General features: G+C 67.7%; 23 protein-coding genes and 3 pseudogenes. 20 read left to right on the top strand and 6 right to left on the bottom strand.

What is annotated here, in order from left to right; genetic code table 11:
- Positions 1-100: 100 nt before the first annotated feature.
- A pseudogene (locus ACZ7N4_RS38385) lies at positions 101-560 on the top strand (IS5 family transposase); the annotation flags it as partial.
- A 165-nt stretch (positions 561-725) separates the two neighbouring features.
- A complete protein-coding gene (locus ACZ7N4_RS38380; RefSeq protein ID WP_471368483.1) occupies positions 726-1,460 on the top strand; it encodes a helix-turn-helix domain-containing protein in 735 nt (244 codons plus the stop codon).
- A gap of 23 nt (positions 1,461-1,483) precedes the next feature.
- Here ACZ7N4_RS38380 and ACZ7N4_RS38375 read toward each other — a convergent pair whose 3' ends face one another.
- Both ACZ7N4_RS38375 and ACZ7N4_RS38370 read right to left on the bottom strand, forming a co-directional pair.
- Complete coding sequence (locus ACZ7N4_RS38375; RefSeq protein WP_471368480.1) at positions 1,484-2,557, bottom strand: NAD(P)/FAD-dependent oxidoreductase; 1,074 nt, start codon at positions 2,555-2,557, stop codon at positions 1,484-1,486.
- Positions 2,558-2,939: 382 nt separating this feature from the next.
- A complete protein-coding gene (locus ACZ7N4_RS38370; RefSeq protein WP_471368478.1) occupies positions 2,940-4,232 on the bottom strand; it encodes an MAB_1171c family putative transporter in 1,293 nt (430 codons plus the stop codon).
- A 1,078-nt stretch (positions 4,233-5,310) separates the two neighbouring features.
- On the opposite strand from ACZ7N4_RS38370, the pseudogene ACZ7N4_RS38365 reads away from it, so the two are divergent.
- Both ACZ7N4_RS38365 and cutA read left to right on the top strand, forming a co-directional pair.
- Positions 5,311-6,209, top strand: a pseudogene (locus ACZ7N4_RS38365) (IS701 family transposase); the annotation flags it as partial.
- Positions 6,210-6,594: 385 nt separating this feature from the next.
- Positions 6,595-6,930, top strand: coding sequence for a divalent-cation tolerance protein CutA (gene cutA / locus ACZ7N4_RS38360; RefSeq protein ID WP_471368477.1), 336 nt, complete (start codon positions 6,595-6,597; stop codon positions 6,928-6,930).
- Between the two features lie 4 nt (positions 6,931-6,934).
- Here cutA and ACZ7N4_RS38355 read toward each other — a convergent pair whose 3' ends face one another.
- Entirely contained in the window at positions 6,935-8,179 is a 1,245-nt protein-coding gene (locus tag ACZ7N4_RS38355) for a helix-turn-helix domain-containing protein (RefSeq protein ID WP_471368475.1), read from the bottom strand.
- Between the two features lie 129 nt (positions 8,180-8,308).
- Between ACZ7N4_RS38355 and ACZ7N4_RS38350 the strand changes: the two genes are divergently transcribed.
- The 12 genes and pseudogenes from ACZ7N4_RS38350 to ACZ7N4_RS38295 all read left to right on the top strand — a co-directional run bounded on the left by ACZ7N4_RS38350 (position 8,309) and on the right by ACZ7N4_RS38295 (position 18,861).
- Positions 8,309-8,584 (top strand): hypothetical protein, encoded by a 276-nt coding sequence (locus ACZ7N4_RS38350; protein ID WP_471368473.1) that lies wholly within the window; start codon positions 8,309-8,311, stop codon positions 8,582-8,584.
- A 28-nt stretch (positions 8,585-8,612) separates the two neighbouring features.
- Positions 8,613-9,050: a DUF6415 family natural product biosynthesis protein gene (locus tag ACZ7N4_RS38345; protein ID WP_471368469.1), complete on the top strand. Its 438-nt coding sequence runs from the start codon at positions 8,613-8,615 to the stop codon at positions 9,048-9,050.
- Positions 9,047-9,454 (top strand): DUF6302 family protein, encoded by a 408-nt coding sequence (locus ACZ7N4_RS38340; protein ID WP_471368465.1) that lies wholly within the window; start codon positions 9,047-9,049, stop codon positions 9,452-9,454. Before ACZ7N4_RS38345 ends, ACZ7N4_RS38340 begins: the two co-directional genes overlap by 4 nt.
- Before the next feature lie 82 nt (positions 9,455-9,536).
- Positions 9,537-9,718 (top strand): annotated as a pseudogene (locus ACZ7N4_RS38335) (DUF5999 family protein).
- A 151-nt stretch (positions 9,719-9,869) separates the two neighbouring features.
- A complete protein-coding gene (gene fxlM, locus ACZ7N4_RS38330; protein ID WP_471368463.1) occupies positions 9,870-11,099 on the top strand; it encodes a methyltransferase, FxLD system in 1,230 nt (409 codons plus the stop codon).
- A gap of 65 nt (positions 11,100-11,164) precedes the next feature.
- Positions 11,165-11,359, top strand: coding sequence for an FxLD family lanthipeptide (locus ACZ7N4_RS38325; RefSeq protein ID WP_471368461.1), 195 nt, complete (start codon positions 11,165-11,167; stop codon positions 11,357-11,359).
- A gap of 95 nt (positions 11,360-11,454) precedes the next feature.
- On the top strand, positions 11,455-14,454 hold the full coding sequence (locus tag ACZ7N4_RS38320) for a lantibiotic dehydratase (protein WP_471368460.1): 3,000 nt from the start codon (positions 11,455-11,457) through the stop codon (positions 14,452-14,454).
- A complete protein-coding gene (locus tag ACZ7N4_RS38315; protein ID WP_471368457.1) occupies positions 14,451-15,599 on the top strand; it encodes a lanthionine synthetase C family protein in 1,149 nt (382 codons plus the stop codon). The genes ACZ7N4_RS38320 and ACZ7N4_RS38315 overlap by 4 nt, the downstream gene beginning before the upstream one ends.
- 13 nt (positions 15,600-15,612) lie before the next feature.
- Positions 15,613-16,569, top strand: coding sequence for a thiopeptide-type bacteriocin biosynthesis protein (locus ACZ7N4_RS38310; protein ID WP_471368455.1), 957 nt, complete (start codon positions 15,613-15,615; stop codon positions 16,567-16,569).
- Between the two features lie 839 nt (positions 16,570-17,408).
- Positions 17,409-17,588 (top strand): hypothetical protein, encoded by a 180-nt coding sequence (locus ACZ7N4_RS38305; RefSeq protein WP_471368451.1) that lies wholly within the window; start codon positions 17,409-17,411, stop codon positions 17,586-17,588.
- Positions 17,585-18,193, top strand: a complete 609-nt coding sequence (locus tag ACZ7N4_RS38300; protein WP_471368450.1) for an RNA polymerase sigma factor — start codon at positions 17,585-17,587, stop codon at positions 18,191-18,193. The genes ACZ7N4_RS38305 and ACZ7N4_RS38300 overlap by 4 nt, the downstream gene beginning before the upstream one ends.
- A complete protein-coding gene (locus ACZ7N4_RS38295) occupies positions 18,190-18,861 on the top strand; it encodes a hypothetical protein (protein ID WP_471368447.1) in 672 nt (223 codons plus the stop codon). Before ACZ7N4_RS38300 ends, ACZ7N4_RS38295 begins: the two co-directional genes overlap by 4 nt.
- A gap of 397 nt (positions 18,862-19,258) precedes the next feature.
- Here the strand turns inward: ACZ7N4_RS38295 and ACZ7N4_RS38290 are convergent, their stop codons facing one another.
- Together ACZ7N4_RS38290 and ACZ7N4_RS38285 are read right to left on the bottom strand one after the other, a co-directional pair.
- Positions 19,259-20,224, bottom strand: coding sequence for a competence protein CoiA family protein (locus ACZ7N4_RS38290; protein WP_471368444.1), 966 nt, complete (start codon positions 20,222-20,224; stop codon positions 19,259-19,261).
- Positions 20,225-20,672: 448 nt separating this feature from the next.
- Positions 20,673-20,843, bottom strand: a complete 171-nt coding sequence (locus ACZ7N4_RS38285) for a hypothetical protein (protein WP_471368441.1) — start codon at positions 20,841-20,843, stop codon at positions 20,673-20,675.
- A 365-nt stretch (positions 20,844-21,208) separates the two neighbouring features.
- Between ACZ7N4_RS38285 and ACZ7N4_RS38280 the strand changes: the two genes are divergently transcribed.
- Together ACZ7N4_RS38280 and ACZ7N4_RS38275 are read left to right on the top strand one after the other, a co-directional pair.
- Positions 21,209-21,340 carry a hypothetical protein gene (locus ACZ7N4_RS38280; protein WP_471368439.1) on the top strand — a complete coding sequence of 44 codons (132 nt, stop codon included), beginning with the start codon at positions 21,209-21,211 and terminating at the stop codon, positions 21,338-21,340.
- Between the two features lie 1,329 nt (positions 21,341-22,669).
- Complete coding sequence (locus tag ACZ7N4_RS38275) at positions 22,670-22,993, top strand: hypothetical protein (RefSeq protein WP_471368437.1); 324 nt, start codon at positions 22,670-22,672, stop codon at positions 22,991-22,993.
- 390 nt (positions 22,994-23,383) lie between these two features.
- Here the strand turns inward: ACZ7N4_RS38275 and ACZ7N4_RS38270 are convergent, their stop codons facing one another.
- Positions 23,384-23,692, bottom strand: coding sequence for a hypothetical protein (locus ACZ7N4_RS38270; RefSeq protein ID WP_471368434.1), 309 nt, complete (start codon positions 23,690-23,692; stop codon positions 23,384-23,386).
- Positions 23,693-24,342: 650 nt separating this feature from the next.
- Between ACZ7N4_RS38270 and ACZ7N4_RS38265 the strand changes: the two genes are divergently transcribed.
- The gene (locus tag ACZ7N4_RS38265; RefSeq protein WP_471368431.1) at positions 24,343-24,651 is read left to right on the top strand and encodes a hypothetical protein; all 309 of its coding nucleotides are present in this window, start codon (positions 24,343-24,345) and stop codon (positions 24,649-24,651) included.
- A 914-nt stretch (positions 24,652-25,565) separates the two neighbouring features.
- Positions 25,566-25,793, top strand: coding sequence for a hypothetical protein (locus ACZ7N4_RS38260; protein WP_471368426.1), 228 nt, complete (start codon positions 25,566-25,568; stop codon positions 25,791-25,793).
- Positions 25,794-25,881 lie beyond the last annotated feature (88 nt).

Here is a 25,881-nt window from a genome sequence, read left to right as displayed (position 1 = left end):
ACTCGCTGGAACAACTCCCACAACTCGTCCGGCACCAGCCGCTCAACGATCCCCACCACGGCCTACAGCCTACCCGGGCTGCCAAATGAGATGACGTCTTAAAAGGGGGCAGCAGACAGGCCCGTCGCCGGTCGATCGGGGCCGGACCGGCTCGAAACACCACCTGATCACCGACGGGCACGGCACCCCGCTCACGGTCCTGCTAACCGGCGGCAACCGCAACGACGTCACCCAGTTACTGCCACTGCTCGACGCAATCCCGCCGGTCCGAGGCCGCGTCGGCCGCCCCCGTCGCGAGCCGGGCTCGCTGTTCGCCGACCGCGGCTATGAGCACGACATCTATCGCCACCAGGTTCGCGACCGAAGCATTGTGCTTGCTATCGCCCGCCACGGCGCCGGGCTTGGCACCTACCGTTGGGTGATCGAGCGGACCTTCGCCTGGCTCCATGGCTACCGGCGCCTGCGGATCCGCTGGGAACGACGGGCCGGCATCCACGAAGCGTTCCTCAATCTCGCCCTGCTGCTTGATCACGCACCGACGGCTCGGCTCATCGTGTTAGGCGTTGTTAGGCAAACGGGACGTTCATGTGTACATCAACGCCACCTTCTGCAGCCACATCGTGGCCTGTGTGGGTGACTAAAGGTGTCTATGCCAGCTAACCTCGGGGAGGGGCTGCGATTCACGCGGCTCTCCCGTCGCCTACGAACCAGGAGATGGCCCGGCTATGCACGCCGCCGCTGATGCGTCGCAGGCGGATGATCTCGCAGCGACCCTGGCAGCCATCGATGAACTGCTGGCCTTACTCGGCATGAGCCGGGACGACATCGACCTAGACGACATTTCCTATCAGACCGGTCTGCCTGTCGCTCGGATCCGTGCTCATCTCAATGGCGATGAGGTAGCCCCGGAAAGCCTGGAGGAGCGGTTCCAGTACCGACTTGTCTTCCTGCGGGAGACACGCCTGAAGCCGGGGGGTAAGCGCTTCACTCTTGACGAGATCGCGGCGGGTGCCGGCATATCACATGGTCAAGTCGGATACCTACTCAACGGGGAGCGCAAGCCAGGGTTCACAGTACTTGCCGGCTTGGAGAGGTTCTTTGATGTTGCCCCAGGCTTCTTCACAGCCACAGAGAGGCAAGCAATACATCGAGCTTTGAAGCCAGTGCATGAGTCACTGACGCATGTTGCGCTGCTCAAGGGAAAGGGCATTTCGCAGATCGCTCTGCGCAGCAGCATCCATGGAGCTTCCACCCGTCTCGGACACGAGCTTCGCGCAGCGCTCGAAACTGCTCTGAGCCAGCCGGATCCTGAGCCGGAGGATCCCGAAGTCCGGGAACTCGCCGACAGGATGCTCTCACTGCCTACGAAGAGTCGCCGGCGCATCATGCCACTGATCCGTGACTTGCTTGGACTTGTGCGCTCTGAGGGCGATTCTTCCAGTGAGAGCGCTTCCCCGTAGCTCGTTAGCGCTGAAGGTACAGCTCAAAACCCGGTCAGGACGCGGGCAGTCCGCATCAGGAGACGCGGCCTGGTAAGAGCTCGCGGATGTTTGCGCATGTTCACGACGGCCATGAACTCCTCATTCACGGCGCGATCAAGAATAGACGCCTGCACAACCTTGTCGCCAGCCCAGCGAACCAACCGGTATCCGGGAGGGTAGGGACCTGATACGTGTGGCTGGGCAAGATCGGCGGTTGTAGACAGCTTCCAGGCTGCATCCACTACGACACCGAGGCGTCGGAAGTACTGCCAGGCCGGCGCGTGCGGAGAATTACCAGAGCGCAGGTGCGCCGACAGCGAAGACGCAGCCAGCGTAGCCAGAGTAAGACCCTGTCCGTAGGCGGGGTTCACAGAGGCAACTGCGTCACCAACGGCGACCAGTCCTCCTGGGAAGCGATTGAGGCGAGCGAAGTCACGCCGCTGGCTCTCTCGAAAGTGGAAGGTCTGGATGTCTCCGTCCAGCTGGCAGTGATTGGCTACTTCCCGTAGTGGCGTCACGCACCGTCGCATGCGCTGCAGAAACGCCTCCGGATCCCGTCCAGGTCGATAGTCGCTGTATCCGACCATCACTACAGACCACCGGTTACCTTCGACCGCCACCAGGGCGCCAGGTTCACTGCGATGCTGCTTGTAGCCGCTGGCGGGCCCTGGCGACGCATGGGCGACGACTGTTCCCGGCAGTTCGTCGCCGCGGTAAAAGCTGGCGGTGGCATACCCTAGATCCACTCTCATCCGGTCCATCGGCGCGCAGTCCCATCCATGCGCTAGCAGCCACTCGCCGAGTCGGGTAGAGCGCCCCATAGCGTCGACGATCAGGTCACCATCCAGCTCTGTGAGGGCATGAGATGGCCCCCTACCTTGGCCAGGCAAAAAGCGGACGCCGCAAACTCGGGCGCCAGCAAAGATCAGGCCACGGACCTGAGCCGTCAACACGCTGACGTTGGGTAGGGCCAGCACACGCCGGCGCACGTGCTCCTCGATGAATGGCCTGGTTGCGCCCAGCAGAGTGTTATCAGGCAGGCAAGCTTTGAGGACACCATCGATGTAGTACTGCACCTGCGGACCTACCCCAAGCTGTGCGCCGCCAGCCACAAGCATGTCGGTTATGCCAGGAAACCATCGGTCGAGTTGTGCGTGACCCATTGACAACAATGCATGCAACTGATGCCGGTGGGGCGCTCCTTGCCCCATGCGGTCCGGGCCGCCTGACTCAAGGACAACTACTTCCCCTGCATGGTCGGCCAGCACGCGTGCTGCGAGTAGTCCAGCAAAACTCCCGCCCATCACAATGGCTCGTCGCATTCAAATCACCTCAGAATCCCGCATTACGTAGGTGAGCTCTTTCATCGCTTAAAATTTCCCCGGCCGGCGCGGCGAACCTGAGTGACTACGAAGGCTTCGCTGCTCCCCCAAGGCCTCCCACAGGTTCCAGGTCCCTCTATCGTGGTCCGAGGTGTTCTCTCTGCATTGCGTCAGGCGAGCCTTTAGCCTCCAGAACTCGCAGTGCGGCACGGACGAGGGGATGTGCAAGTGCCTTGGAGACACGAAGCAGACGCTCTCTCTCATACGCTGCAGGCGTGTCATCTCCGGGTAGCCGCACCGCCCGGCCAGCAGAGGGGGGGCGAGGACTTGTATGACCGTTCTGCTCTTGGTCGAGTCGAGCCTCTTGCAGTCTTCTGACTGCGTCGCAAAGTGACGCAGCGGTAGCAGCTGCGTCCAAATCCTCCCTCGACAGCGGTTTCCACTTGCCTGCTGAGGCTGTGCGCTGCAGCGAATAAACGGTTTCCAGGGGGGCCGACACTACCCAGGGACGCAGGGCACGAATGCCGTCAAGGACCTCGATCACACGCCGGTGCAACTGAAACGTGACATTTACCGTGACTCGGCGACTGCGGGCGGCTGCCAGGCTGAAGGCAAGGTTCTGATCCACGCTAGAAACAACGAGGTCCCATAGCGGCTGCAGGGCCTTGAAATCGCGCCTCTCACGCCACCAGGCGGAACTCGCAGAGCCAGTGAGGCCGTAGTAGAGGATGATAGTACCGATGACACCGCACGTGGATCCGAAGACCCCAACGGAGTCGAGTTGGTGATTACCGAAGGCGGCTAGCGTGATTGCAGGAGCGGAACAGATAACATAACCGAATACCGCAAGCATGGCAACGGCGAAGGCAGTCACCGAGTGCTGTAGACGTGGATCTTCCAGCCTTATGTTACGGCATTTCCGCCATGTATTCAGGGTGCCACTCGTCAGGGTGGCGAGGAAGACTCCCAGGAACAGCAGAACCATGGGATCATGGGCGAACGCTGTGTTGAATCGTAGCGGGTCCGCTGAGCCAGAGAGGTCGGCGAGCGAGAAGAACACAATCATGAGACTCGCACCGATCGCGTAGACGGAAGCCCACCTTGTCACGGCGCGACGCAGGCCGAATGACTTTCGACGGAGTTGCGAGTCCCAAAACAATGTGATCAAGTGCCCCATCGCGAAACAGATGAGGATTCCCACATACACTGGCAATGTCGCAAAACTGGGCTGCCCTGTGACTTGACCTATCGTCTGGTAACCCACAGGAGATGCCATAACATAGACTATCGACCCACATAGCTGCATCGATACCGTCAGGGCGAGGGTGGGGGTCGCGTCCCGAAGAAGAGCCAGACCTTTCCAGACAGCCATCATTAAAGCTACCGTAGCGATAAACAGGTAGACGATATTTGAAACTGCCTCAGACACCGCTCCTCCGATGCGCTAATGCAGAAGTGACATACTCTGTAGCGCGTTGATGTCGGCGGAGTTCAAGGTGTCTCTCGAGCATCACGGTGGCGAAAATCTCCGCACGCCGCTCGTGATCCTTCCGATAATTCGACCTGGCCAGGACCTTCAGAACCGGTTCGGGCTTCAGACCAGGGAGCAATTGCCGAACGACGCCAGGAGGCATAGGCTCGTGCGAGTTGTCCTCAGCCGGGTGCTCTTCCCATAGATGGAACAACTCATGAAGGCTCGCATGAAGACGGGTCAACTCACTGGCATTGGAGTCGATCACGATATAGTCTCGATCACGGCCACGGGCGCAGAAGCCGGAAACTTCAGGCGGCAGCGGGGCTTCGGTCAGCGTGATCGGCTTGCCCCTCCTCATTGCGACGATGTCGACGAGGTCTTGCAGACTTCGAACGCCTGAAAGTCCGATGTCCTTGCGTATGAGTCGCGTTGTCGACCAAGTGGCAGCATATATGGATACATGTTCCCGGATCGAGCTGCGCAATGATCTCAGCCTTCGCTTGCTGGAGATTCCTACGAGCGGCGGCCGGCCCCAATTGTCACTCATGACTCGCTAGTGGCCCGTTGTATTCTTTGCCGTACTAGTCGACACCGGCCTTTTGAGACGAATCATGAAGTCCTCGCATGTGTCGGTGACCCTCACAGCCTCACCGTACGCTACTGGTTCCTCTGAACGCGCCGCGATCTTACCCAGAAGGGAGTGCGCGTGCGAGCCGTCAGTAGTCGAGTACTGCACACAGAGCATAAGCGGGTACTGAGATTGAATCCTCAACGGCATCCGGGAGTGGCTGGAAAATTGCGAGCCAGCGGAAGGTCAGACACTTAGCAGACGCCGCGATCACTTGGTTGGGCGTCGGATATGTCCAGGTGGGCCTACCCGCCAACGACATCAGCCCGTTGCTGGCGGCGTAGCGGAATGCCTCACCCTATCTGCACGAAAATGCTCACAGGTGGCTGATAAGTGACTACCCTCCTGACGGCTGTGCCGCCTGCTCTTGTTCAGGGTCCGACCAGCGCCGCCCGTTCGCTCACCGCCTCGGCGGGGGTGGCCCGCCAGTACTGATGGGCGTTGGGCAAGCGGGCGTACTGCCAGGTCGCGGTCAGCGTGCATGCCGTCACCGACACCGCGTCGTGCCCGCTGGAATGGGAACTGTTCCTCCCTGAGGAGTGGACCGGTGACCACGACAGGTGACGGCGGGCCGGGATCCCTGACGAGGTCGGGCATGCCTCAAAGTCCCGACTGGCGCTCGGGCTGCTGGACCGTCTTGCGGACCAGGGCCTGGCAGTGCCGGTGATCGTTGCCGATGCCGGCTACGGCCGCAGCATCTCCTTGCGGCTCGCGCTGGAGGAACGCGGCTGGTCCTACGTCATGGCAGTCGATCCCAAAGAGATCGCGCGGCTTGCCGATGCCGAGCCGTATCAGCGGGCTTATGGCGGACTGGACCGCCGACCCTGCCCCGATACCGCGAGGCGCCCCGCTCGCTGCCGGGCCTTGTTGCCGAGACGGCCGTGTTCCGGGAGGTCACCTGGCGGCACGGCAGCAAGGGCACGATGACCTCGCGCTTCGCCGTTCTGCAGTTCAGGCCGTCGGGCAAGGAAGCCTGCCGCACCGCCCAGGAACAAGCCGGGGGACGCAGCCGGTGGGACGGTGTGCTGCCGCTGCGGACCCTGCTGGTCGAACAGAGCGAAGAAGCCGAAGAGCCGACCGGCTACTGGATGACCGCCCTGCCCGCCACCACGGCCATCGCCGATCTGGTGCGGTGGGCGAAGATGCGCTGGCGGATCGAGCACGACTACCGCGAACTCAAACACGGCCTGGCCTGGACCATTTCGAAGGCCGCACCTGGCGCGGCTGGCACCACCACGTCACCCTCGTCACCGCCGCCCAGGCCCGCCTTCCTCACCCTCAGGCGGCTCGACCCAAAAGTCCCCGCAGATACCGAGCACGAGATGTCTGCCCATAACCCCCACCCCTTGGCTGATCACGCCCACCACCCGGATGCCTTCTGGCGTGCGGCCGTGATGCTGGAGGAGTGCGTCGTGCTCCGCCCGCTGCCCGCGCGCAACGAGTTGTACGGCTTCGGCGTGGCCGTGGCGTACCTCGGAATGCACGGGGAGCGCGTGAACACCAAGTTCGAAGCCTGGCGCGAGCTGATCGCCGACATCACCGCCCTGCGGCTCGACTCGTTCGCCATCGCCGAGCGGCTGCGCTCCCTGCGGCTTCCCTGACTCCACAAGTCTCCAGCCCACCGCCCGTTTCGGGAACCCGAGGGGCGCTGGGTAGTGTCGAGATTCACCGACCTGGAAGGGCAGTTCCATGGCCAGCGACATCGTGATTGCGCAAACGACCATCGACGACGAGGATCAGGCCAAAGCCCTCGCCCGTGGTGCGGTCGAAAGCCGTTTGGCGGCCTGCGCCCACATCGACCAGCCGTTCGCCGCAACGTACTGGTGGAAGGGCACCATCGAGACCGCGCAGGAGTGGCGGATCTCGTACAAGACGACGGCAGAGCGGCTCCCGGAGCTGGAGGCCTGGGTCGCAGAACAGCACAGCTACGAGGTACCGGAATGGATCACCCTCCCGGTGACCGGTGGGTCCGAGGCCTACCTGAAGTGGGTGGTCGACGAGACCTCACCGCGGCCCGCCGAGTAACGGCTCACGCTGCGAACTTCTGCAGGTGCCGGGCGAGTTCGCGCTCTTTGGCTGGAAGCTGAGCTGCAACGGCCTGGGCGCGAGCTCGCCCCATCGTGGTGGGACGGGCGTCGCTCGCTGCGGCAAACTGACGGGACACGTAGACGCCTTGGTCGACGTCTCCCCCGCGCAACAGGGCCTTCGCCAGGTCGCCCAGCACGACGACGCCCGATTCGGGTAGCTCCCTGCCCAGCCGGTCTACGGCCTGGTCCGCGGTTTCGGCCAGCTCCTGCCGGCCGAGTAGCCCGTATACAGACAACGCCAAGGAGTCCATCCGGTAGGGGGTGACGAAGCGGACCCATGCCTGCTCGGCTGTGTGATCGGCGTATTCGTACGCGAAGCGGGCCCGATCAAGGGCGCGGAGCGCGTGGGTGTGATCACCGACGCTCGCCGCCTCTTCCGCGAGCCTGCCGTACAGCCAGGCAGCGGCGGCCGCGTTGCCTGCCCCCCTGACGTCCTTGGTGGCTTGGATCAACAGCTCCGCAGCCTTCTCCGGGGTTGCCGCCCCGTAGCTCGCGTAACCCAGCGCGAGGGCCCGCAGGGGCGGGTGGCCGATGGTCTTGGCGCAGTCCATGGTGACCTTGTAGAAGGCATGCGCCCGAGACTGGTCCCCCAAGTCCCACGCGACCCACCCGGCCAAGGCTGCCGTCTCGCCGGCCGCGATGGTCAAGGCCCGCTCGTGCTCACCGGCTCGCGGTAGCGCGGCCGTGATCGCGTCCAGGTGCGACTCAACTTCGCTCTGCAGCTCCCGAGCAGTCAGGTGGCTCTCACGGACGTGGAGGTCGCATGCTCGGTTGACAAGGCTGTCGGCTGCATCCGCGTCGATCTCCTTGCCCCTGCTGAGGGCATGCGCGAGGCATTCCCACGGTTCTGTAGCGGCGGCCGCGCCAACGGCGGCGCCTCCAAGCAGCGTGCGGCGTTTCACGTCGTCCTGGTCCTCCCCTTCAAGCCGGGCGCCCTTCCTGCGCCTAGCGCGGGCGGCTGCGGCCTCCCGCTGCAAGTGTTCAGGGGGTAAGCCGCAAGCCACCGCGATGTGCGCAAGCGTGTGATTCGTTGGGATGTTCTGGCTGTGCTCGTAGCGGTTGATCTCTCGCCGGGTCATGGTGTCCCGGCCTGAGACCGCGTTGATCGCGTCTGCCTGCTCCTCCTGCGTCCGCCCGGCGTCCTTACGGAGCCGAACAAGGAGCTCAGCGAACTGGTCCGTTGCCATGAGTGTGACCTCGTCGTCGGGTGGAAACCAATCATGGCCGCAACTTCCCCCGCCTTTTTCCCCCTTGACAGGATTTTCCCCCTCTGTTTTCCCCTGGCAGGGAACTCGGACTCGCGAAACGGTGAGTCCATGACCACGATCCGTAAGGTTCTCGTCGCAGGACACCCGTTGCTGGCGCACCAGGCTGCGAACGCGCAGCCTGCCCCGGCACAGCGGATCATCCTTCCCCTCGACAGCTTCCCCACCGTCCAGCAGCGCGGCGCACGGGGCGTCTTCAGCGACTCGTGGTGGGGCCTGACCGAGCCTTCGGCCATCACGACGTGCCGGCAGGCCCGACGCAGCAGCGAACATCTCAGCTTGGTCGCTCACGTACGAACGCGTGCCGCCCTCGGCGTCTGTCTGTGATGCCCCGTCTCTCCAAGGAGGTCACTCCATGAGTCCCAGCGCGAGCGCGCCGCCGCTCGAGACCCGCGTGCCCGACCGGACGGGCGAAAAGGTCCAGGGCATCAGGGACTGGACGCCTCCGCACCGGCGAGAGGAGATGGAGCAGCTCTTGGAGCGCCTTCGGGCCGGCCTGCCGGTCGACGCGGCGTACGACGACCTCAACGAGGTGCTCGGCGACGGACCGGCCCTGAGCGACGAGAGGATCGAGGAACTCACCGAGCGATTCCGCGGCAGCCTGATGGTCCTGGTAAACCAGGTGCGCGAGCGTGCACCCGGTGACGCGCAGAACCGGGAGGTGCTCGTAGAGCAGGCGCGCACGCTGCGCCAGGAAGACGTCACCGGCTCACCGCTCGGCTTCCTGCGCCGACTGGCTTTCAGTGCTGAAGCCCTTCTCGATCTGCTCTTGGACGAGGAGCCAGCAGCGTGACACCCCCGATGCAGCAGACGCAGTGCGGTGTCGCCGTGCTCCCGCCGGGCGAGGCATACGACTACGACTACTTCCGTGCCCGACTCGGGAACGACCAGCTTTTAACGCACGCCGTCGCTCTGCGCGTCTACCGTATGCCGTTTCTCGCCGTCCCCATCGGAGGGAGGCGGCGCGGAGGGTTCTTCGCCCTCGACGACGTCGCCACCGCCTCGGCGGTATGCCAGGCCCTCGCACCGCTCAACGGCTTCCCGGCGCTCCGCACCGCCTGGGTCGCCGCGCCGGCCGCCGTGCACGCGGTCGAGTGGGGAGACCGCCCTCCGCTCACATGGGACACCGAGACACAGCGACTCGCCTTCTACGGCCAATCCGGCTTCCGGCCAGCCCCGATCCCCCTCTTCGGCTAGCTCTGACCATCCCCCACGGCCTCAAGAGCACCGAAGAGGACCCCCTTCCTGCACCCCGTGCACGTCCGAAAGGAAGAGCTCCATGTGTCGGCACAATCCCCCCTGTCCTGCCGCTTCCGCGGCCGATCGTGACGCGGCCGCCACCGTGGTCGTCATGACGAACAGGGCTGGGCGCTGCTGTGCAACGGCGTTCTCCACTTCGACGACACGGGCGACCTGCTGCCGGACGGCCGCGTCATCGCGCCTCACCGGGCCGCCGCCTAGAACGACCGTCCGGCGGCCCAGACGTGACGGGTCGGGCCGCCGGACGGTTCACCAACCCCGGCGCGCACCCGCGCCGGCCACCGCCCCACCAGCCAGCAACCCTCGGCGCGCGGACGCCGAGAAGGAGACCTACGTGGATACCGTCCCCGGCATGACGACCGAGAACCCCCAGAACCCGCACGTGTCCGAGCAAGAGCTACGCGACGCCATGGTGCAGTGCCTCATCGACATGGGGGCCCTTCGCACTTCGCGGGCGGTAGCCGCGTTCCGCGCGATCCCCCGGCATCTCGCCGCTCCCGGAACGAACATGGCCGAGGCCTACGACGCCGAGTCTGCGCTCATCACCAAAACCGACCCGACCGGCGTGGACATCAGCTCGGTATCGGCTCCGCGGATTCAGGCCATGCAGATCGAGCAGGCCGACATCCGGCCGGGGATGAACGTCCTGGAGATCGGTTCCGGTGGGGTGAACGCCGCCTACCTCGCCGAGATGGTCGGGGACCAGGGCCGAGTCGTCACTGTGGACATCGACCCGGACGTCACGGCACGTGCACGAGACTTCTTGAAGACGACCGGACACCGCAACGTCACCGTGATCACCGGCGACGGCGGAAGCGGCGCCCTGGATTACTCACCGTTCGACCGCATCATCGTCACCGTACAGGCCGCCGACATCCCCTCCTCCTGGGTGCACCAGCTCACCCAGGGGGGCCGGCTGGTCGTTCCTCTGCGGATGCGCGGCATGACGCGGTCCGTCGCCTTCATCCGGGACGACCAGCGGCTGATCAGCGACGGCTTCGAGCTGTGCGGCTTCGTGCCGATGCAGGGCGCTGGCGAGAACCGCATGCACGTGGCCGTCCTCCACGACATCGAGGGCGAGGAGATCGGCCTGCGCCTGGACGGCCATCCCGAGCCGGACACCACGGCCCTGGCCGAGGCCCTGGCCATGCCCCGTCAGGAAGCCTGGTCCCGGGTGACGCTCGCCGGCGACGAGTCCAACGAGCACCTGGACCTGTGGCTGACCACTGCGCTGGACAACCTGCCCCTCATGGCCGCCAAGCCCGCGGCCCGGCAGCGCGGCCTGGTCGCCTCCGCCTCCCCACTCGGCATCCCCACCCTCGTCGACGGCGACAGCTTCGCCTACCGCACCGTGCGGCGCACCGAGGACCCGAACCACTTCGAGCTGGGCGCGATCGGCCACGGGCCCCGCGGCCGGGACGTTGCCGAGCGGCTGGTCTCCGAAATCCAGACGTGGAACCGCAAGCACCGCGGCGTCCGCGCGCACATCGAGGTCTACCCGGCCGGCACGCCGGACGACCAGCTTCCCGCGGGCCGGGTCGTCGACCGGCTGCACTCGCGGGTCTTGATCTCCTGGCCGTGACGCCGCCAGCGTCGCGACCAGGTCGGCAGAGCACATCCATCCCTTCCCAGTAGGAGGCGTACGAGATGGCACCGCAGACGAACAGCACGACCCTCAAGGCCGCCACGGACCTCATGGCCGACGGCGGATCGGACTTCGACCTGAAGATCGAGACCGTCAGCTCCGCCCCGATCGTCGGCGCGCTGCTGAACGACACCGGTGACGGCTGCGGTTCGACCTGCCAGTCCGCCTGCTCCAACAGCACCTGCATCGGCGGCTGACGCGACAGGTGCGGGGCCGGCCCGTTCCGGGCCCGGCCCCGCACCACCGTGACGACGAAGGAGGCACAGCCATGTATCAGGTAGTTGACGCGGGCATGATCAGAGCGTCTGTGTTCCCGCTGGCGGCACCGCTGCCTCCCTGGCCCACTGCGCTCGGAGACACCGACGACACCGAGCACCTGCGCGACTGGATCACCCAGGTCTGGGCCGATGACGACAGGGCCGCCGCGATCGAATTCGCTGCCCCCGTCCTCGCGGACTCCATCCGCCAGATACAGGCCGACCGTCGTGACCCTCGCGCCATTCGGCGCGCCGCCACGTCGCTGGCCCGCTACCTGCTCAGGATGCAGTACCGCGCCACCCCGTTCGGTCTGTTCGCCGGGCCCGCGCCCATGCACTTCGGCCCAACGCTCCGAGTCCGGTGGGGCGCGATGCACCGGGCCTTTGCCCGAGCCGACGCCGAGTGGCTGAACAGCGTCGTCACCATGCTCGAACGGGACCCGGACGTGCTGCGCGACCTGCCCGTCGTCGCTGATCCCACCTGCATCGTGCGCGGCACCCGCGTGACCGTCCAGCACCAGCCAGGCACCGACGGCCCCACGGACACGACGCTGCGCCGGACGCCGGCAGTCGAAGCGGTACTGACCCTCGCCCACACCCCCATCACCGTAGGCGACCTCGCGGCCAAGCTGTCCAGCGAATACGCAGACACCCCGCCCCCCGTGATCGAGACCATGCTGCGCGACCTCGTCGCCCACCGGGTACTCCTGACCAGCCTGCACGCGCCCATGACGTGCGATGACCCGCTCGGCCACCTGATCGAACAGCTCGACGCAGCCGAAGCCGCCTCGGGCATCGCCAAGAAACTGCGGCAGATCCGCACGCTCCTCACGTGGCACGATGCCGGCCCCCTCGCCGACCAACGGCCATTGCGCGCACAGGCCACCGCGAAGATGAACGCGCTCATCGGGGTCGCCGACCGCAGCCTGATGGTCAACGTCCGCCCGGACTGCGACATCGTGCTGCCGGAGGCCGTGGCGCGGGAGGCCGGTCACGCCCTTGAGGTGATGGCGCGCATCACACCGTTCCCGAACGGCACTCCCGCCTGGCAGGACTACCGGGCCCGGTTCCTGGAGCGCTACAGCATGGGCGCGGTCGTTCCCCTGCGTGAACTCACCGACCCGGACACCGGCCTCGGCTTCCCCGTCAGCTACCGCGGCACCGTCTTCAAGCGTCCGGTGCTGGCGACCAACGAGCGAGACGAGCACCTGCTGGCCCTCGCCCAAGAGGCCGCCCTGAACCACCAGCACACCATCGTTCTCACTGAGGAAGACTTCGCGGCCCTGTCCGTCGGCGACGCCATCCAGGTCCCCGCCCACGTGGAGCTGTGCTTCAGCGTGCTCGCCCAGACCGCACAGGACTTACAGCGGGGGCGCTTCTCGCTCGCCACCGCGGGCCTGTCCCTGGCCGCTGGCACCACGACCGGCCGCTTCTTGACCATGCTGGAGCGACCCGATCGGGACCGGATGGTCACCGCGTACGCCGTCCTGCCGACGCTCACCGCTGGCGCCGTCCGCGCCCAGGTCTCCAGCCCGCCGCTGCGACTTCGTACCTGCAACGTCGGCCGGGCCCCGGCCGTCGTGCCGAACGTGCTGGCCGTCGCCGAGCACAACACCGACGCCACGCTCGACCTGGAGGACCTCGGTGTCGTCGCTGACTCCCAGCGTCTCTACCTCGTGTCACTGACCACGGGACAGCCCATCGAGCCGTCGGTCATGAACGCGGTGGAGCTGAGCAGCGCTACCCACCCCCTGGTCCGCTTCGTGTGCGAGCTGCACCGATCCAACGCCGCCGTCCTGCTCCCCTTCGCCTGGGAAGCAGCAGAGCGGCTCCCGTTCCTGCCAGAGGTCCGCGCAGGCCGCACCATCCTCTCCGCCGCCCGCTGGCGGCTCCGAGCACGGGACCTCGGCGAGGGTGGCAACTGGGTGTTCCGCTTCACCGACTGGCGGGCCCGATACGGCGTGCCGCGCACCGTCTATGTCGGCAGCAACGACCAGCGGCTGCGCCTGGACCTCGACATCCCGGCTCACCGGCAGCTCCTGCGCGCCGAACTCGACCGCCACGGCACCGCGCTCCTGCACGAAGCGCCCGACGAGAGCGCGCTCGGCTGGCTGGGCCGCGCCCACGAGGTCACGGTGCCCTTCGCCTCCGACCAGCCGCCCACCCCCGCGCCCGTCTGCAACCTAGCGGCGACGGTGGACCGCACCACCGGCCGGCTGCCGGGTGCATCCCCGTGGGCGTACGTGAAGGTGTACGCGAACGCCGCCCGTCTCTCGGAAGTGCTGACCGTCCACCTGCCCCGCCTGTTGATCGACTGGGGAGCCGAAGGACCCGACTCCTGGTTCGTGCGCTACGCCGACCCCGACAGCCACGTACGGCTGCGTCTGCGGCTGCGGTCCCCGATCTCCTTCGGGGACGCTGCCCAGCGCGTCGTCGCCTGGGCGGACGAGCTGCGCGCCGAGGGTCTGATCCAGCGGGTGCAGTGGGACACCGATATGCCGGAGATCGGACGGTACGGCACCGGCCCGGTGCTGGAGGCTGCGGAGCGGTTCTTCGTGGCGGACTCCGCCGCGGCCCTGGCGCAGCTCGTCCTTCCGCTCGCTGAGCATCATCGGCCCGCCGTCACCGCGGCCAGCCTCGTGGACATCGCCACGAGCTTCCTCGGTTCCACGGCGGCCGGCTTGGCGTGGCTGACGGGGAACCTCCGCAGGAGCGAGGGCGCCGCTGTGCCGCGCGAGGTGCAGGCCCTGGCCGTGCGCCTCACCGACCCGGACCCCCAACAAATGGGCCTCCGAGGACTCCCGCGCGGACTTCATGTCGCCACGGTGTGGGATCTGCGGCGCAACGCCCTCGCCGCATACCGCGCGGCACTCGAAGCGTCCGGTACCGAGCCGTCCACTGTGCTCGCGTCCCTGCTGCACATGCACCACAACCGCGTAGCCGGCGTCGACCCCGACGCCGAAGCCACCTGCCTCCGCCTCGCCCGTACGACCGTCCTGTCCTGGACCGCCCGCACCGAAGGAGCCAGCCGGTGACCACCGCTCCGCCTATCACCGACACGGCCGTCGCCACCCGGCAGTCCCTCGCTCGCGGCCCGCTCGGTGTCGCCCTCCTCGACATCGAGCGCGCACACCACGGGCGCGGCTCCTGGCAGGACGTCCACCGACGACTGGCCAGCGTCCACCCGCTGATCGACGGGGACGACGCCAGCCTGTTCCTGGGCGCCCCCGCTATGGCCTACGTCCTGCACATGGCCGCAGGCGACAGCGGCCGGTACGCCGGAGCCCTGCACACCCTGGACGACGTCGTGGCCGCACACACCCGCCGGCGCCTGGCCGCCGCCCACGCCCGCATAGACCAGGGCCGCCTCGCGACGTTCGCCGAATACGACCTGTTCCGAGGGCTCACCGGCCTCGGCGCGCTCCTCCTGCGGCGGCAGCCGAGCGGCACCGAGACTCGGCGCGTGCTGGAGTACCTGGTCCGGCTCACCGAACCGACCACTGACCCCGCCGGAGCGCAGCGGCCCGGCTGGTGGGTCAGCCACTCCCCCGCTTCCAACCCGGCCGCCACCCCCACAGGCCACGCCAACGCGGGCATAGCCCACGGCATCACCGGCCCCCTCGCCCTGCTCGCCCTGGCCAAGCGGCGCGGCATCACCGTGGCCGGCCACGACGCCGCCATGATGCGGATCTGCCGCTGGCTCGACGGCCTACGACAGAGCGACCACCAGGGGACGCGATGGCCCCGCTGGATCAGCGAGACGGGCCCCGCCCCACTGGTGCCGGACACACCGTCGTGGTGCTACGGCACCCCCGGACTGGCCCGAGCCCAGCAACTCGCCGGCATCGCCCTCGGCGACGACGACCGCAAACGGATGGCTGAGCGAGCCCTGCTCTACTGCCTGGCCAACGAGCAGCAGCTCGACCTGCTCGCCAACCGCGGCCTGTGCCACGGCGTCGGCGGGCTGCTCCGCACGGTGCAGCGCGTCGCCGAGAACGCCGACAACCCGAACAAGTTCACGAGCTGGCTGCTCCGGGCACCTCAGCGCTTCCTCATGGCCGAGGCCCCGCAAGACCCCAGCTTCATCGAGGGCGCGGCCGGTGCGGCTCTCGCCTTCCAGAGCGCCGAGCAGGGGGCGCACTCCGTCACCGACTGGGACGCCTGCCTGCTGCTGATCTGAGGGAGACAACCAGGTGCAGCCACACGACACCAGCCCGGCCGAGGACGCTGTCCTCTCTGTCCTCGGCGGAGTACCCATTGAAGAGGTCGCCCGGCGAGCGCGCACGTCCCCCGGCCGGCTGGCCGCTGCGGTCGAGCTATACCGCGCCGCTGGTCAGGCCGCCCTCGAAACACAGCCCGACGGCTGGCAACAGGTGTACATCAAGTTCGTGGACTACCCCACGGCCCACAACGCCTTCCGGGCCTACCTCCTGCCGGCCCTGAGCGAAGCACCCGTCGACCAGTGGTGGTTCCTGCGCAAGCACCCCTGCTGGCGCCTACGTATCCGCCACCGCCCGGATGTTCCAGAAGAAGAAGCCGTCGCACACGTCGCGGAAGCTCTCGACAGCGCCGTGTCGTGGGGGGTTGCGAAGGAGTGGCAGCCGTCTCTGTACGAACCGGAGATCGTCGCCTTCGGAGGGCCGGACGGCATGACTATCTCCCACTCCCTGTTCCACACCGACAGCGTCGGCGTTCTCGACTTCTTCCGACACGCGGCGGAGGGGACCAAGGGGCTCCTCGACGCCAAGGCGACGTCGTTCCTCATCACCGCCCTGTTCCTGCGCGCCGCCGGGCTGGAGTGGGGCGAGCAGGGAGACGTGTGGGGGCGGGTGGAGGCTCGTCGGCCACTGCCTGAGGACGTGCCGGTGGACCAGGTCAGCGCCATGGCGGAGCAACTCCAGCGTTTCCTCCTGCTCGACTCCGCCCCCACCTTTACCGACGGCCCGCTCACACCGCTGCAGAGTTGGGTGACGGGCCTGGAGGCCGGCGGTCGGGCACTCGCCGCCGCCGCGCACGAGGGCCGTCTCGGGCTCGGCCTGCGTGGGGCCCTGGCTCGGCACATCCTCTTTCACTGGAACCGGATGGGCTTCAACACGCGGCAACAGGCCATCTGGTCGCGCGCCGCACGAGAAGCGGCACTGGGCCGATGACCGAACACGGATGGTTGGTCCGGCAGATGGTGTAACGCCTGGGGATGTCACTCCGTCCATAGAGGCGGCCAGCCGTTGACGCTCGGCCACGATCTGATGTATCGCCGCCGGGCGCGGTCACCGCAACAGCCGCTTCACCCCCTCGATCAGGAGGGCCGCCAATACGGCGGCGAGCATGGCGTTCGGCAGTTCCTCGACCTGGTCGACGACGTACGCGAGCACGGTCTGCATCTGGATCACCCTTCGGGGTCTGTACCTTCGCCCCTTGGTGATCCGAGTACGGCCCCAGACAGGGCCCGCGTGCAACGAGTTCGGGGCACAACCCCTTCAGTGTCCTCCGGAACGCGCTCCGGCTGATAATCCGAACCCTCTGGAGTGGCACAGCTCATCCCGCCGACGGCGCAGTACCCGTGCCGAAGGTCGGCACGTCCGCCGGAGCGACATCCGCACGGAGCCGGGCGAAGCGCACCGGGTGCCGCCATGCGCCGCGCTCGTGGGTCGTCGGATACCGCGGCTACTCCATACCGGACGTGATCGTGCACCACCCCGCCACCCACCCGTCGCGCCACGCCGCCTCCTACCGGCTCAATGCCCGCAACCGGGTCTGGTTCACCCCGCGACGTGCGTCCGTCCTCCAAGTCGCCCGGTCAACAGCTCGACCTTTGATCGATGGTTGAACTTGCCGCAATCGTTTCGATACTGAACATAAATTTTTCGGGGGGTCCGGCTGCACATTCCGGCCGTCTGAGGCGCTTGGTGGGGTGGAGGCGGTTGCGTCTCCGGTGCCGGGGGGGGTGAGGAGGCGGCACCTGGAATGGAACAGGTACAGGGGAGGACCCGTGCAGCAGACCGCTGCCGCGTGGTTGTTCGAGATCGCGCTCGCCCTCAGGGTGTTCGGCCCGGACGTGGTCCGCGGCTGCCGACGGCTGCTCACCGCCGGCGTCCGCATCGGCATCACTCAGCTGACCAGCACCCGCAATCCGGCTCGTACCACCGAGTCGGACAAGGAGGCGTCGTGAGCAACGAGGGGGGAATGGAAGACACCGGCGGCGCCGTGGGCGCGCCGCGCGCGGTGCCGATCGACCAGTGGGACGTCGCCGCACAGATGTCGTACTGGGCGTTCCATCAGCAGCGCCGGGTCGATTACATGCGCTACGCCTACCTCCAGCTCGGCTCGGACGCCGACGCGGAGGAGGCCGTCGACCTGACCTTCGACCTGATGATGGACCACTGGCTCCGCATGCTGGAGATGGAGAACCTGGAGGGCTACGCCTGGAAGATCCTCAAGCGCCGCATCATCGACATGCACCGCAAGCGCCGGCGGTGCCCGGAGCTGATGGAGACCGCCGCCTTCGAGGCCGCGCTCGCCGACCACGTCGAGGACCCGTACGACACGCTGACCGATGCCATCACCTTGTACGCCGCCGTCCGCGACCTGAGCGAGCGGCAGCGCGACGCGATCCTGCTGCACTACGGCATGGACTTCAACGCGGCCGAAGCCGCCGAGGTGATGGGCAACCAGGAAACCACCGTACGGTCCCAGCTCCGCACCGGCCGCGAACGCCTCGCCGCCACGCTCAAACTCCGCTGCCCGGAGCACCCCAACGGGAAGAACCGCTCATGACCCCGCTGCCTAAAGACCGCACCATTGACGACCTGCTCGCCTCGACCCGTACCCGCAACCGCTACGCCACCTACGACATGAGCGCCGCCGAGGCCCGCCTGCGGGCCCGGCAGGCTGCCCGCCACCGGCCGCCCGGCCAGCGCGCCACCGACACCGCCTTCGCCCACACCGAATGGACCACCCCGGAGGACGAGCGCACCCCGGACGCCGACCGGGCCTGGTGGGACCTCAACGCCGTCTGTCTGCTGGCCCTCGGACCCGACGCCGACCAGCACCTCGCCGCCTTCATCACCAGCCACTACGCCGACAAGGCCGGCGCGCTCGTCTTCGCCTGCCTGCTGTACCTGAGCGGAGACAGCAGCGGAGCCCGGTTCTGGTGGCGCTTCGCCGCCGGTGTCGGCCACCCCGTCGCCGAATACTGCCTCTTCCTCGAACACGCCCGCAGCGGTGAATACCATGACGCCGACTACTGGCGCACCGAGCTGGTACGCCACCGCTTCGCCCCCGACCTCCTGTGCGGCGACCGAACCACCGCCCCGGTGCTCAACCCGCCCATGGACCCCGTCCACTCCCACATCCTGCGCCCGCACCACCCGGAAATCGGCACCGTCCCCCTCCCCACCCCCTCCCTGGTTGACCAACTACGCCAGCTCACCTCCCCCCTGTAGGAGCTGGCCCCGTCCCCCGGCCTGCCGCCAGCCGCGGGCCTGCCCCGCCGGGGCAGGCCCGCGTTGCAGGGAGAGTCAGCCACGCAAGGTCGGAACAAGGCGCCGTCGTCGGTAGCAGGGGACACCGGCCGCACCGGTGTCCCGAGCCACCCAGGCCGGGAACCATCTGCGCAGCTCCGCTCGGTCGCCAGCACCCCACAACGTCACCAACCCGCCGCGCATCTGGGGCCGGTGCGACCTGGAGCCGAGACGCTCCCGGCGACCACACACGGTCACCGGCAGGATGGGCTCCGTGGGGAAGTGGCGACACTTGAATAGGCGAGCCCACCAGTACCGAGGCCGGCGGTAGAGCCGCGTCTTACGGGGACTCAGGCTGGGGAGCACAGGGGCGCGGCGGTCACTCGTCGTCGGCGAGCGCCGCGGGTATGGCTTGCTGGCGCAACCGGCGCAAGTGCTCACCAGTGGCTCGGTGCTCCTCGAAGCGCTCGCGTCGTTCCTCCGTGGGGAACAGCATCGGCAGCCCGACGTCCAGGAGGAAGTCGGGACAGGGGCCGGCCAGGGGGAGCGGGTCGAAGATGGCCAGCAGGGTCCCGCGGTCGTTGACGAGCGGGACGCCGCTGGAGTACCGGCTGTCTCCCACACTCCAGCCGACAGTCACGCGGGTGCGGAACATGTCGGCGGCCTGGGCGATGGCTCGCTCGATCCCGGGCAGCCGGGCGGAGTGCCGGGCCAGGGCCGCCCGGTCCGGGTCGGAGCGCGCCGTACGTTCGGCGAACTCGGCCTCCTGCCGGGCGTACCCCCGCCGCTCAGCACGCTCCTGCTCCTCCTGTGCCGCGCGCTGATGGTTTTCCTCATCTCGCAGCTTCTTGGCCTCCGCCAGTACGCACTTGGGATGGGCCCACAGCCGCGTCACGGGCCGGACCACGTGTCGCTGCGGCGTGCGGGGAGCGTGCGAGACGAGCCGCGAGGTGAGGACCCTGCCCACGAACTCGGAGAGCGGTATGGATGGCTCGGGGTCCCAGTAGGCGCCGGTGAACCGGGCCATGGGCTCGACGGCGACCAGGTCCTCGCCCTGTCGGGCCAGCCGCACCGAGGGAACGGCGCCCAGCCAGGGAATCCGGCTGCGGTCACTGAACCAGTAGGCCCTTACGCCGTCAGCCGCCATCCGCTGCGTGCGGGCACGAATCTCGGCGGCGGTGATGCTCGCCAACTGCGCCTCCAGGGCGACACGCCGTCTGTTGGCCGTGGAGGCGAGGACGTCTGCACGCCAGCGACCGTCCGGTCCGCTCACCTCCAGCTCGGCCGTCCATCCGGCCGCGCGGGCCGCCTGAGCAAGCTCCAGCTTGAGCAGGTGGTGGGCCATGGACTCCTCCGCCAGCGTGCACGTCGGAGCGCTAGGCGCATGGGCGAAGAACCGCAGGCCCAAGGGCGACACCTTGGCGTGCATCCCGTGGCCACACTCTCGGCACGCCAAGGGGGCCGGCGGCCGCGCCCGGTGGATCGCACTCCAGTCCCAGCCGCAGCCGAGATCCGACAGGGAGGCGTCCAGACGGCCCCGCTCCGTGTGTACAGCAGTGAAACTCACAGCGCTCCCCCCACGTCATGGCGTCGTCCGCCCATCGTCTCGGCCGGGTCTGACACGGCGGTAGGGGCGATCAAGGGCCGCCGGGGTGCGTCCTAGAGGCGGCGGGACCGTTGGGACTCGGCCCGGGTGGCGGCGGTCGGGCAGCTGGCGGAACGGATACTGCCCCCGGCTTCATGATGAGGAGCTGTGGAAGGGGCCGGCCAGTCGGTCGGCCCCTTCGTCGTTCCTACGCGGTGCGGCACCGCAGGGTCGGCGGCCGGTTGACGGGGGTGGCGAGCAGTCGCCGGACGGTCTCCGAGTGCCAACGCTCCCCGCGTTTCTCGGCTCCGAGCACGGCGCAGATCTCCCGCAGGAACAGCTCGTCCGCAGCACGGTACTGAAGGCGCCTGTCCCACATGTGGCCTCGGTCACATCCTGGGCGTGCTTCCACTCGTTGCGGGCGGAGGCCTTCAGCGGGGCCGGCCAGGCCCCCTTGCCTCCTGTGAGCAGGTCCCCTTGCACACCCCTGAGCGGTGTGCGTACACGATGGGGCCCTGATCAGCGATTTTGCTCGAAACGCTGGGTCGGCACTTTCTAGGGTAGATATCGAGATGGCGTTCTGACATTGCAGTGCAATGCTTTCGACGGTGTGCCAGAAGGCGCCCGTAAAGGCTCCCAACGGCTCCGGGAGTACCGCCCGTTGATGGTATTGTTCCGAGCTGTACACCTCCTCGGCTGCCTGGGTGGCATCCAGCTGGTTCCACCGGCGAGAGGAGGTGAGGTGTGATCACCGGAACGAGCCCCGAAGAGGGCAAGGATCCGGTGTGGGCGAAGCTGCTTCGCCGGGCCACGGATGTGGCCCGGTTCGTGGGAGCCGTCCTCCAGGCCGCTTACTACGGCCGGAAGGACTGGTGACCTGCGGCTAGAGAAGTGATGGGCCCTACCCTCGGCCAAGGGTGGGCCCATCTCGTCAACACCGCTGCTACACCGTGTGCCCCGCGTATCTGCTGCAAGCGAGCGCGGGGCACACTCATGTCGACGTTGACGCAAACGACACTGGGTCGCGCTGGTGCAGAGCTTACCACGTCGCGATTGAATTATACGCGTCCGTCTGTATTTCGATTTACGCATCTGGTTTAACCAGCGCCGCCAATTTTCACTCGGTCCTGTTTGGATTTACGTGATGTGCAATCGGCGTGGCGGAATCAAGTTCTCAAAACGTTTGGGTGGCGTGAATTTCCCGTGCGGGGATCCGTGGTCGGCTTGCGTCAGCTCCTCGCTGGGTCGCGATTGATAACGGGCCTGGCCCTCGCCGGCCCCGGCGTGCTCGACTCCTTGCCTCGGTCAAGTCGCAGGTTGACTCCGTGGTGCACGGTCAACTGCGCGGGGTTGACCGAGCGAGGGTGGGACAACTCCGGGCACCGGTGAGACACCGCTGAGCCGGGTGTGAGACACCGCTGAGCCGGGTGTGAGACACCGTGAGCCGGGTGTGAGACACCGCTCAGCTGAGCCCGTGCTGAGCCGAAACGGGGCACCTGATGAGCCAGTGTTGAACAACTGTCGAGCAGGCGGGGCTCTGCGTTGAACGCCCGGCGGACCACGGCAAACGCGGCCGTGGGTCGGGTGAGACAGGGCTGGGACAGCAGGGCAGGCCTTTCGGGATCAATCGCCCTGTGAGCCGCGGCGCCTCGGCGCGGGGCCGGCTCACGATGGCTCACGGTGTCTCACCGGCGCCCGGAGTTGTCCCACCCTCGCTCGGTCAACCCCGCGCAGTTGACCGTGCACCACGGAGTCAACCTGCGACTTGACCGAGGCGGGGGTGGGACGCGCTTCCTGGCCTGGCCCGTTATCAACCCGATGTGCGCTGGTCAGGGGCATGTCAAGACGTTGAGTGCCAGCTACGTGGGGTTGAACCCCTACGCGTTTCGCCTCCGGTCTCTTTCTCACCCGATCAGTGCGAGCTCCGAAATGGCGGCTTGCGTGCGGCCAGGTAAGCGTAGCGGGAGGCCGCCGGAAGGTTTTTGATGCGGTGTCATCTCTGGTGGCTTTTGTGCGCGGCAGGTCACGCCTCAGCCCCCTCGCGGTCATTAAGGAGAGGGAGCTGGGATAGGGCCGGCGTCCTTCCCCTGGCCTCTGACCTGCAAGGGGGCTTGGCTGCTGACGCCTGACCGCCCGGCCCTGCACCGCCCGAGACTGCGGCCTCGGCGGGCTGCGTTCGCCGGGCGGTGCGCTCGTGCGGGACCCATGCCACCGCCCGACTACAGCACCGAGATGATGGTCAACGTCCTCGGCGCCGTGCTGGAGTTCCAGCGCGACATGATCTCGGAGAACACCCACGAAGGCGTCGCCGCCGCCGAGCCTCCGGCAAGACGCTCGGCCGCCCCGCCGCGCGACCCGGACGAGGCCGCCGACGTCGTCGAGGCGTACGGCGAAGGAGCCACCGTCAAGGCGCTCGCCCGCCGCCACCAGGTCGCCCCGAAGACACGGTGTACTTCAGCGACGACGTCTCCGAGCCCGAGCGCCTCGGCCCCCTGCGCGGTGTCCGCACTCGGTTCCGAGCTGAGGTGATCGCCCAGCACGACCTTCTGCAGAACCGGCTGCGCGACCTCACGGACGCGGGCCGCGCTTCGGTCCAGGCCACGTGACGCGGTCCGTACGGCTTACAGCAAACCGTCCTGGCCCGGGTCGAGCGTCCTGACCACCTTGCGGATGTCCCACACCGGGCACTGAGTCGGCGCGTACGAGCCCTGCGGAGTCCACGACAGTATCCCGGCGGGAGGGCCGGTCGGCTCCAGCCCTTCCGCGCGGATCTGTTTCGGCGTGCATAGGTATGGGGGCAGCGTCTTGCTCGTGTACGTCGGCAGCGCCGGCGGCCCGGCCTGCCTCTGCCGGTATATCGGATCCCCGAACAGGTCCCAGCCCACAGGCTCCCGGGGCGGACGGCGCGGCGACACGGCCCTACTCCGGGCGCTGCGCGCTGTCCAGGTGGGCCAGCGCCAGCCGCAGCGAGAGAATCGCGGTGCCGAACGCGAGGTTGTCGATCCCGTGCGCGTACAGCTGGCCGGGGTGCACGACGAAGGCCTCCGACACACGCCGAGCCATGACCTCCTGCTCGTCCGGCGCGGTCGAGCGCAGCAGGTCCTCCACTGCCAGTGTCAGGTCCGGTGTGCCGATCTCCCGCCATAGGGGGCCGTCGACGCCCGGGGCCGTGTGCTTGATGTCGGCGACCGCCGCGGCCAGTTCCTCGCGGGTTTCCTGATGGTTCATGGCGGCAGTCTGTCGCAGTGGCGAGGCCAGATGAGGAGGAACGAGGCAGGAATTCGCCCGCGCGTATGACAGGGCACCGACGTGGACGGAGGCCGCGGCCATCGCCGGCGCCTCAGAGCCGGAAGTCTTCGGCGAACGAGTCCGCCGCAAGACGAAGCGCCTGGCTGCCGAGCAGCGCCGCCGCCTCGCACAGCGCTCCGTCACGTTCGGTTCATCGGCCCGGCACAACTGTGACACCTGAGTGGGCCGTCAGGTGGCGGGCAGCTGACGGTCCTAGCAGTTGGTGCGGGACCGGTTCAAGCGGTCGCGAAAAACCGTGCTCCTAGCAGCCTCGTGCAGCTCATTCAATGCAAACTCGCAGGTCAGATTACGTGAATAGGCGCACCGAGTAGTGAAGTCTGGCAGTGCATCACTCGCCGTTGCCGAAAATTCGCGAGAGTTCGCACCGGCACGATCAGCGGTCCACTCTTCTCCGGGTCCCGGGAGGCGCCCCCGGGGCGCATCGGGGCTTGCGCGGCTAACAGCCCTGCAGGCCAGAGTTCGACCGCCCGTCCACGCGTGATTCCGTCACGCCCGAAACAAGGAACTGTCATGTCCCCAACATCCCTTCGAGGTGCCGCCAGACACGTCCAGGCACCGTGGAGGAAGCAGTGAGCCGTCTTCCCCATCTGACAGCGCGGGTCACCGGCTTCATCGGGGGTGGCGCCGTCCTCGGCCTCTCGACGTTCGTCCATGCTCCGTGGTGGGTCTACCTCGGCGGAGCACTCGTGGCGCTGGTGCCAGCGGCGCTGCCGCAGGAGTCCGAGCACCGACGCGACTTCTACCGCGACTACTTCCGGCACCGCGAGCAGATGGTGCGGATCCGGCGGCAGTCCTTGCGAAAGCCGGTGAGCCTCCCCACTCGGAGCAAGGAGTCGGACAGACCCGAGCCGCTGGCAGAATGCATGCCCGACGGGTAACCGCGAGGGTGAGGCGCCGGCAAGGAGCCGCGCTTCCTGCGGCAGCAGATCGGCCGCTGACGGGTGCCCGGCGGCGGCAGCATCGGGCGGTCGGGCGGACGAAGGGCGGACCGTCGGGCGGTCCAGTCTCTCCCACGGCCGACTCGGCCCGGCGGTGCGCGCGCGTACGCGCGCACAAAGGGGGGGTCCAGAAAGTCCAGAAATCCCGCCGTCTCCCCGAACGGGCCGGGCCGGGTGCGCGACAATCGCGGCGTGCAGACGTCGAAGTTCCCCTCTGTCCGCGCGCTCGACCAGCTCCTCGACGGCCTGGGCACCGGCGTAGCCCGTCGGCGGCAGCCGGACATGGTGCGCGGGGAGCTGGAGCGGGCGCTGGACCGGGGTGCACTGCCGGTCCCGGCCCGGCGCAGCCAGCAGCGGCTCATGGAGGAAGAGGCGCTGCTGGTACATGGCCGGGCGCTCCTGCGAGCCCGGCGCCCTGAACCTGCGCGACGTGGCCGAGGACGTCGCCGAGTTCGCCGACCCGGACACCGGCGAACTCCTGGTGCTGCCAGCCCTGGTGGTCACCGTGCGCCGGTCCAAGACCAATCCGCACGGCCGCACCAGCGACGTGGTGTGTATCGTCGCGCAGGACGACGCCACCTGTCCGGTGGCCGCCTGGCGGGCCTGGCGCGAGGTGCTCGCCACCGTTGGCATCGAACGCGGGTCGCTGTTGCGCAGGGTGAAGAACAACCAGCTGACCACCGCCGGGCTCACCCGCCCCCCTGACCGACGACGAGAGGCGGCTGCTGTCCACCGCGGCCGAGGCCGCCGAGCAGGCCGCGCTCGCTGGGGCCGAAAAGGAGACGGCGGCCGCCGAACGGCGCCGGCAGCGGCGACTGCTGCGGCGCGCGCTGCGCCGCTACAGCGGCCACAGCATGCGCCGCGGCCACGTCCGCCACCTGCAGCGGACCGGCACCCCGCGGCACATCATCGAGGCCCAGTGCCGCTACGTGCCCGGATCCAAGGCGCTGGCCCGCTACCTGGACGAGAAGGTGCCCTGGCCCGACAACCCGACCGTGGCCATGCGCCGGGCGACCGCCCGCGGGCGGGTCCGTGATGCGGATCACGCCGGGGACGGCCGGGCGGGGTTGCGAGGCTACTGACGTTGTTGCCGTGATGTCGTCAATGTGAGTCCGGTTTCGGTGAGGCAGCCGTTGATGAGGTTGCTGCGGTACTGGATCTGGCGGAGGC

It is taken from the genome of Streptomyces sp. NPDC107654 (assembly GCF_055639035.1).
This window is presented reverse-complemented; position numbering and strand designations above follow the sequence as displayed.

Bases quoted from the DNA above. Each gene is read 5' to 3' on its own strand.
- ACZ7N4_RS38345 (WP_471368469.1), top strand. From the start codon at position 8,613: ATGAGTCCCAGCGCGAGCGCGCCGCCGCTCGAGACCCGCGTGCCCGAC.
- ACZ7N4_RS38325 (WP_471368461.1), top strand. From the start codon at position 11,165: ATGGCACCGCAGACGAACAGCACGACCCTCAAGGCCGCCACGGACCTC.
- ACZ7N4_RS38285 (WP_471368441.1), bottom strand. From the start codon at position 20,843: ATGTGGGACAGGCGCCTTCAGTACCGTGCTGCGGACGAGCTGTTCCTG.
- ACZ7N4_RS38320 (WP_471368460.1), top strand. From the start codon at position 11,455: ATGATCAGAGCGTCTGTGTTCCCGCTGGCGGCACCGCTGCCTCCCTGG.
- ACZ7N4_RS38380 (WP_471368483.1), top strand. From the start codon at position 726: ATGCACGCCGCCGCTGATGCGTCGCAGGCGGATGATCTCGCAGCGACC.
- ACZ7N4_RS38260 (WP_471368426.1), top strand. From the start codon at position 25,566: ATGCGCCGCGGCCACGTCCGCCACCTGCAGCGGACCGGCACCCCGCGG.
- ACZ7N4_RS38270 (WP_471368434.1), bottom strand. From the start codon at position 23,692: ATGAACCATCAGGAAACCCGCGAGGAACTGGCCGCGGCGGTCGCCGAC.
- ACZ7N4_RS38275 (WP_471368437.1), top strand. From the start codon at position 22,670: ATGCCACCGCCCGACTACAGCACCGAGATGATGGTCAACGTCCTCGGC.
- ACZ7N4_RS38350 (WP_471368473.1), top strand. From the start codon at position 8,309: ATGACCACGATCCGTAAGGTTCTCGTCGCAGGACACCCGTTGCTGGCG.
- cutA (WP_471368477.1), top strand. From the start codon at position 6,595: ATGGCCAGCGACATCGTGATTGCGCAAACGACCATCGACGACGAGGAT.
- ACZ7N4_RS38295 (WP_471368447.1), top strand. From the start codon at position 18,190: ATGACCCCGCTGCCTAAAGACCGCACCATTGACGACCTGCTCGCCTCG.
- ACZ7N4_RS38355 (WP_471368475.1), bottom strand. From the start codon at position 8,179: ATGGCAACGGACCAGTTCGCTGAGCTCCTTGTTCGGCTCCGTAAGGAC.
- ACZ7N4_RS38290 (WP_471368444.1), bottom strand. From the start codon at position 20,224: ATGGCCCACCACCTGCTCAAGCTGGAGCTTGCTCAGGCGGCCCGCGCG.
- fxlM (WP_471368463.1), top strand. From the start codon at position 9,870: ATGACGACCGAGAACCCCCAGAACCCGCACGTGTCCGAGCAAGAGCTA.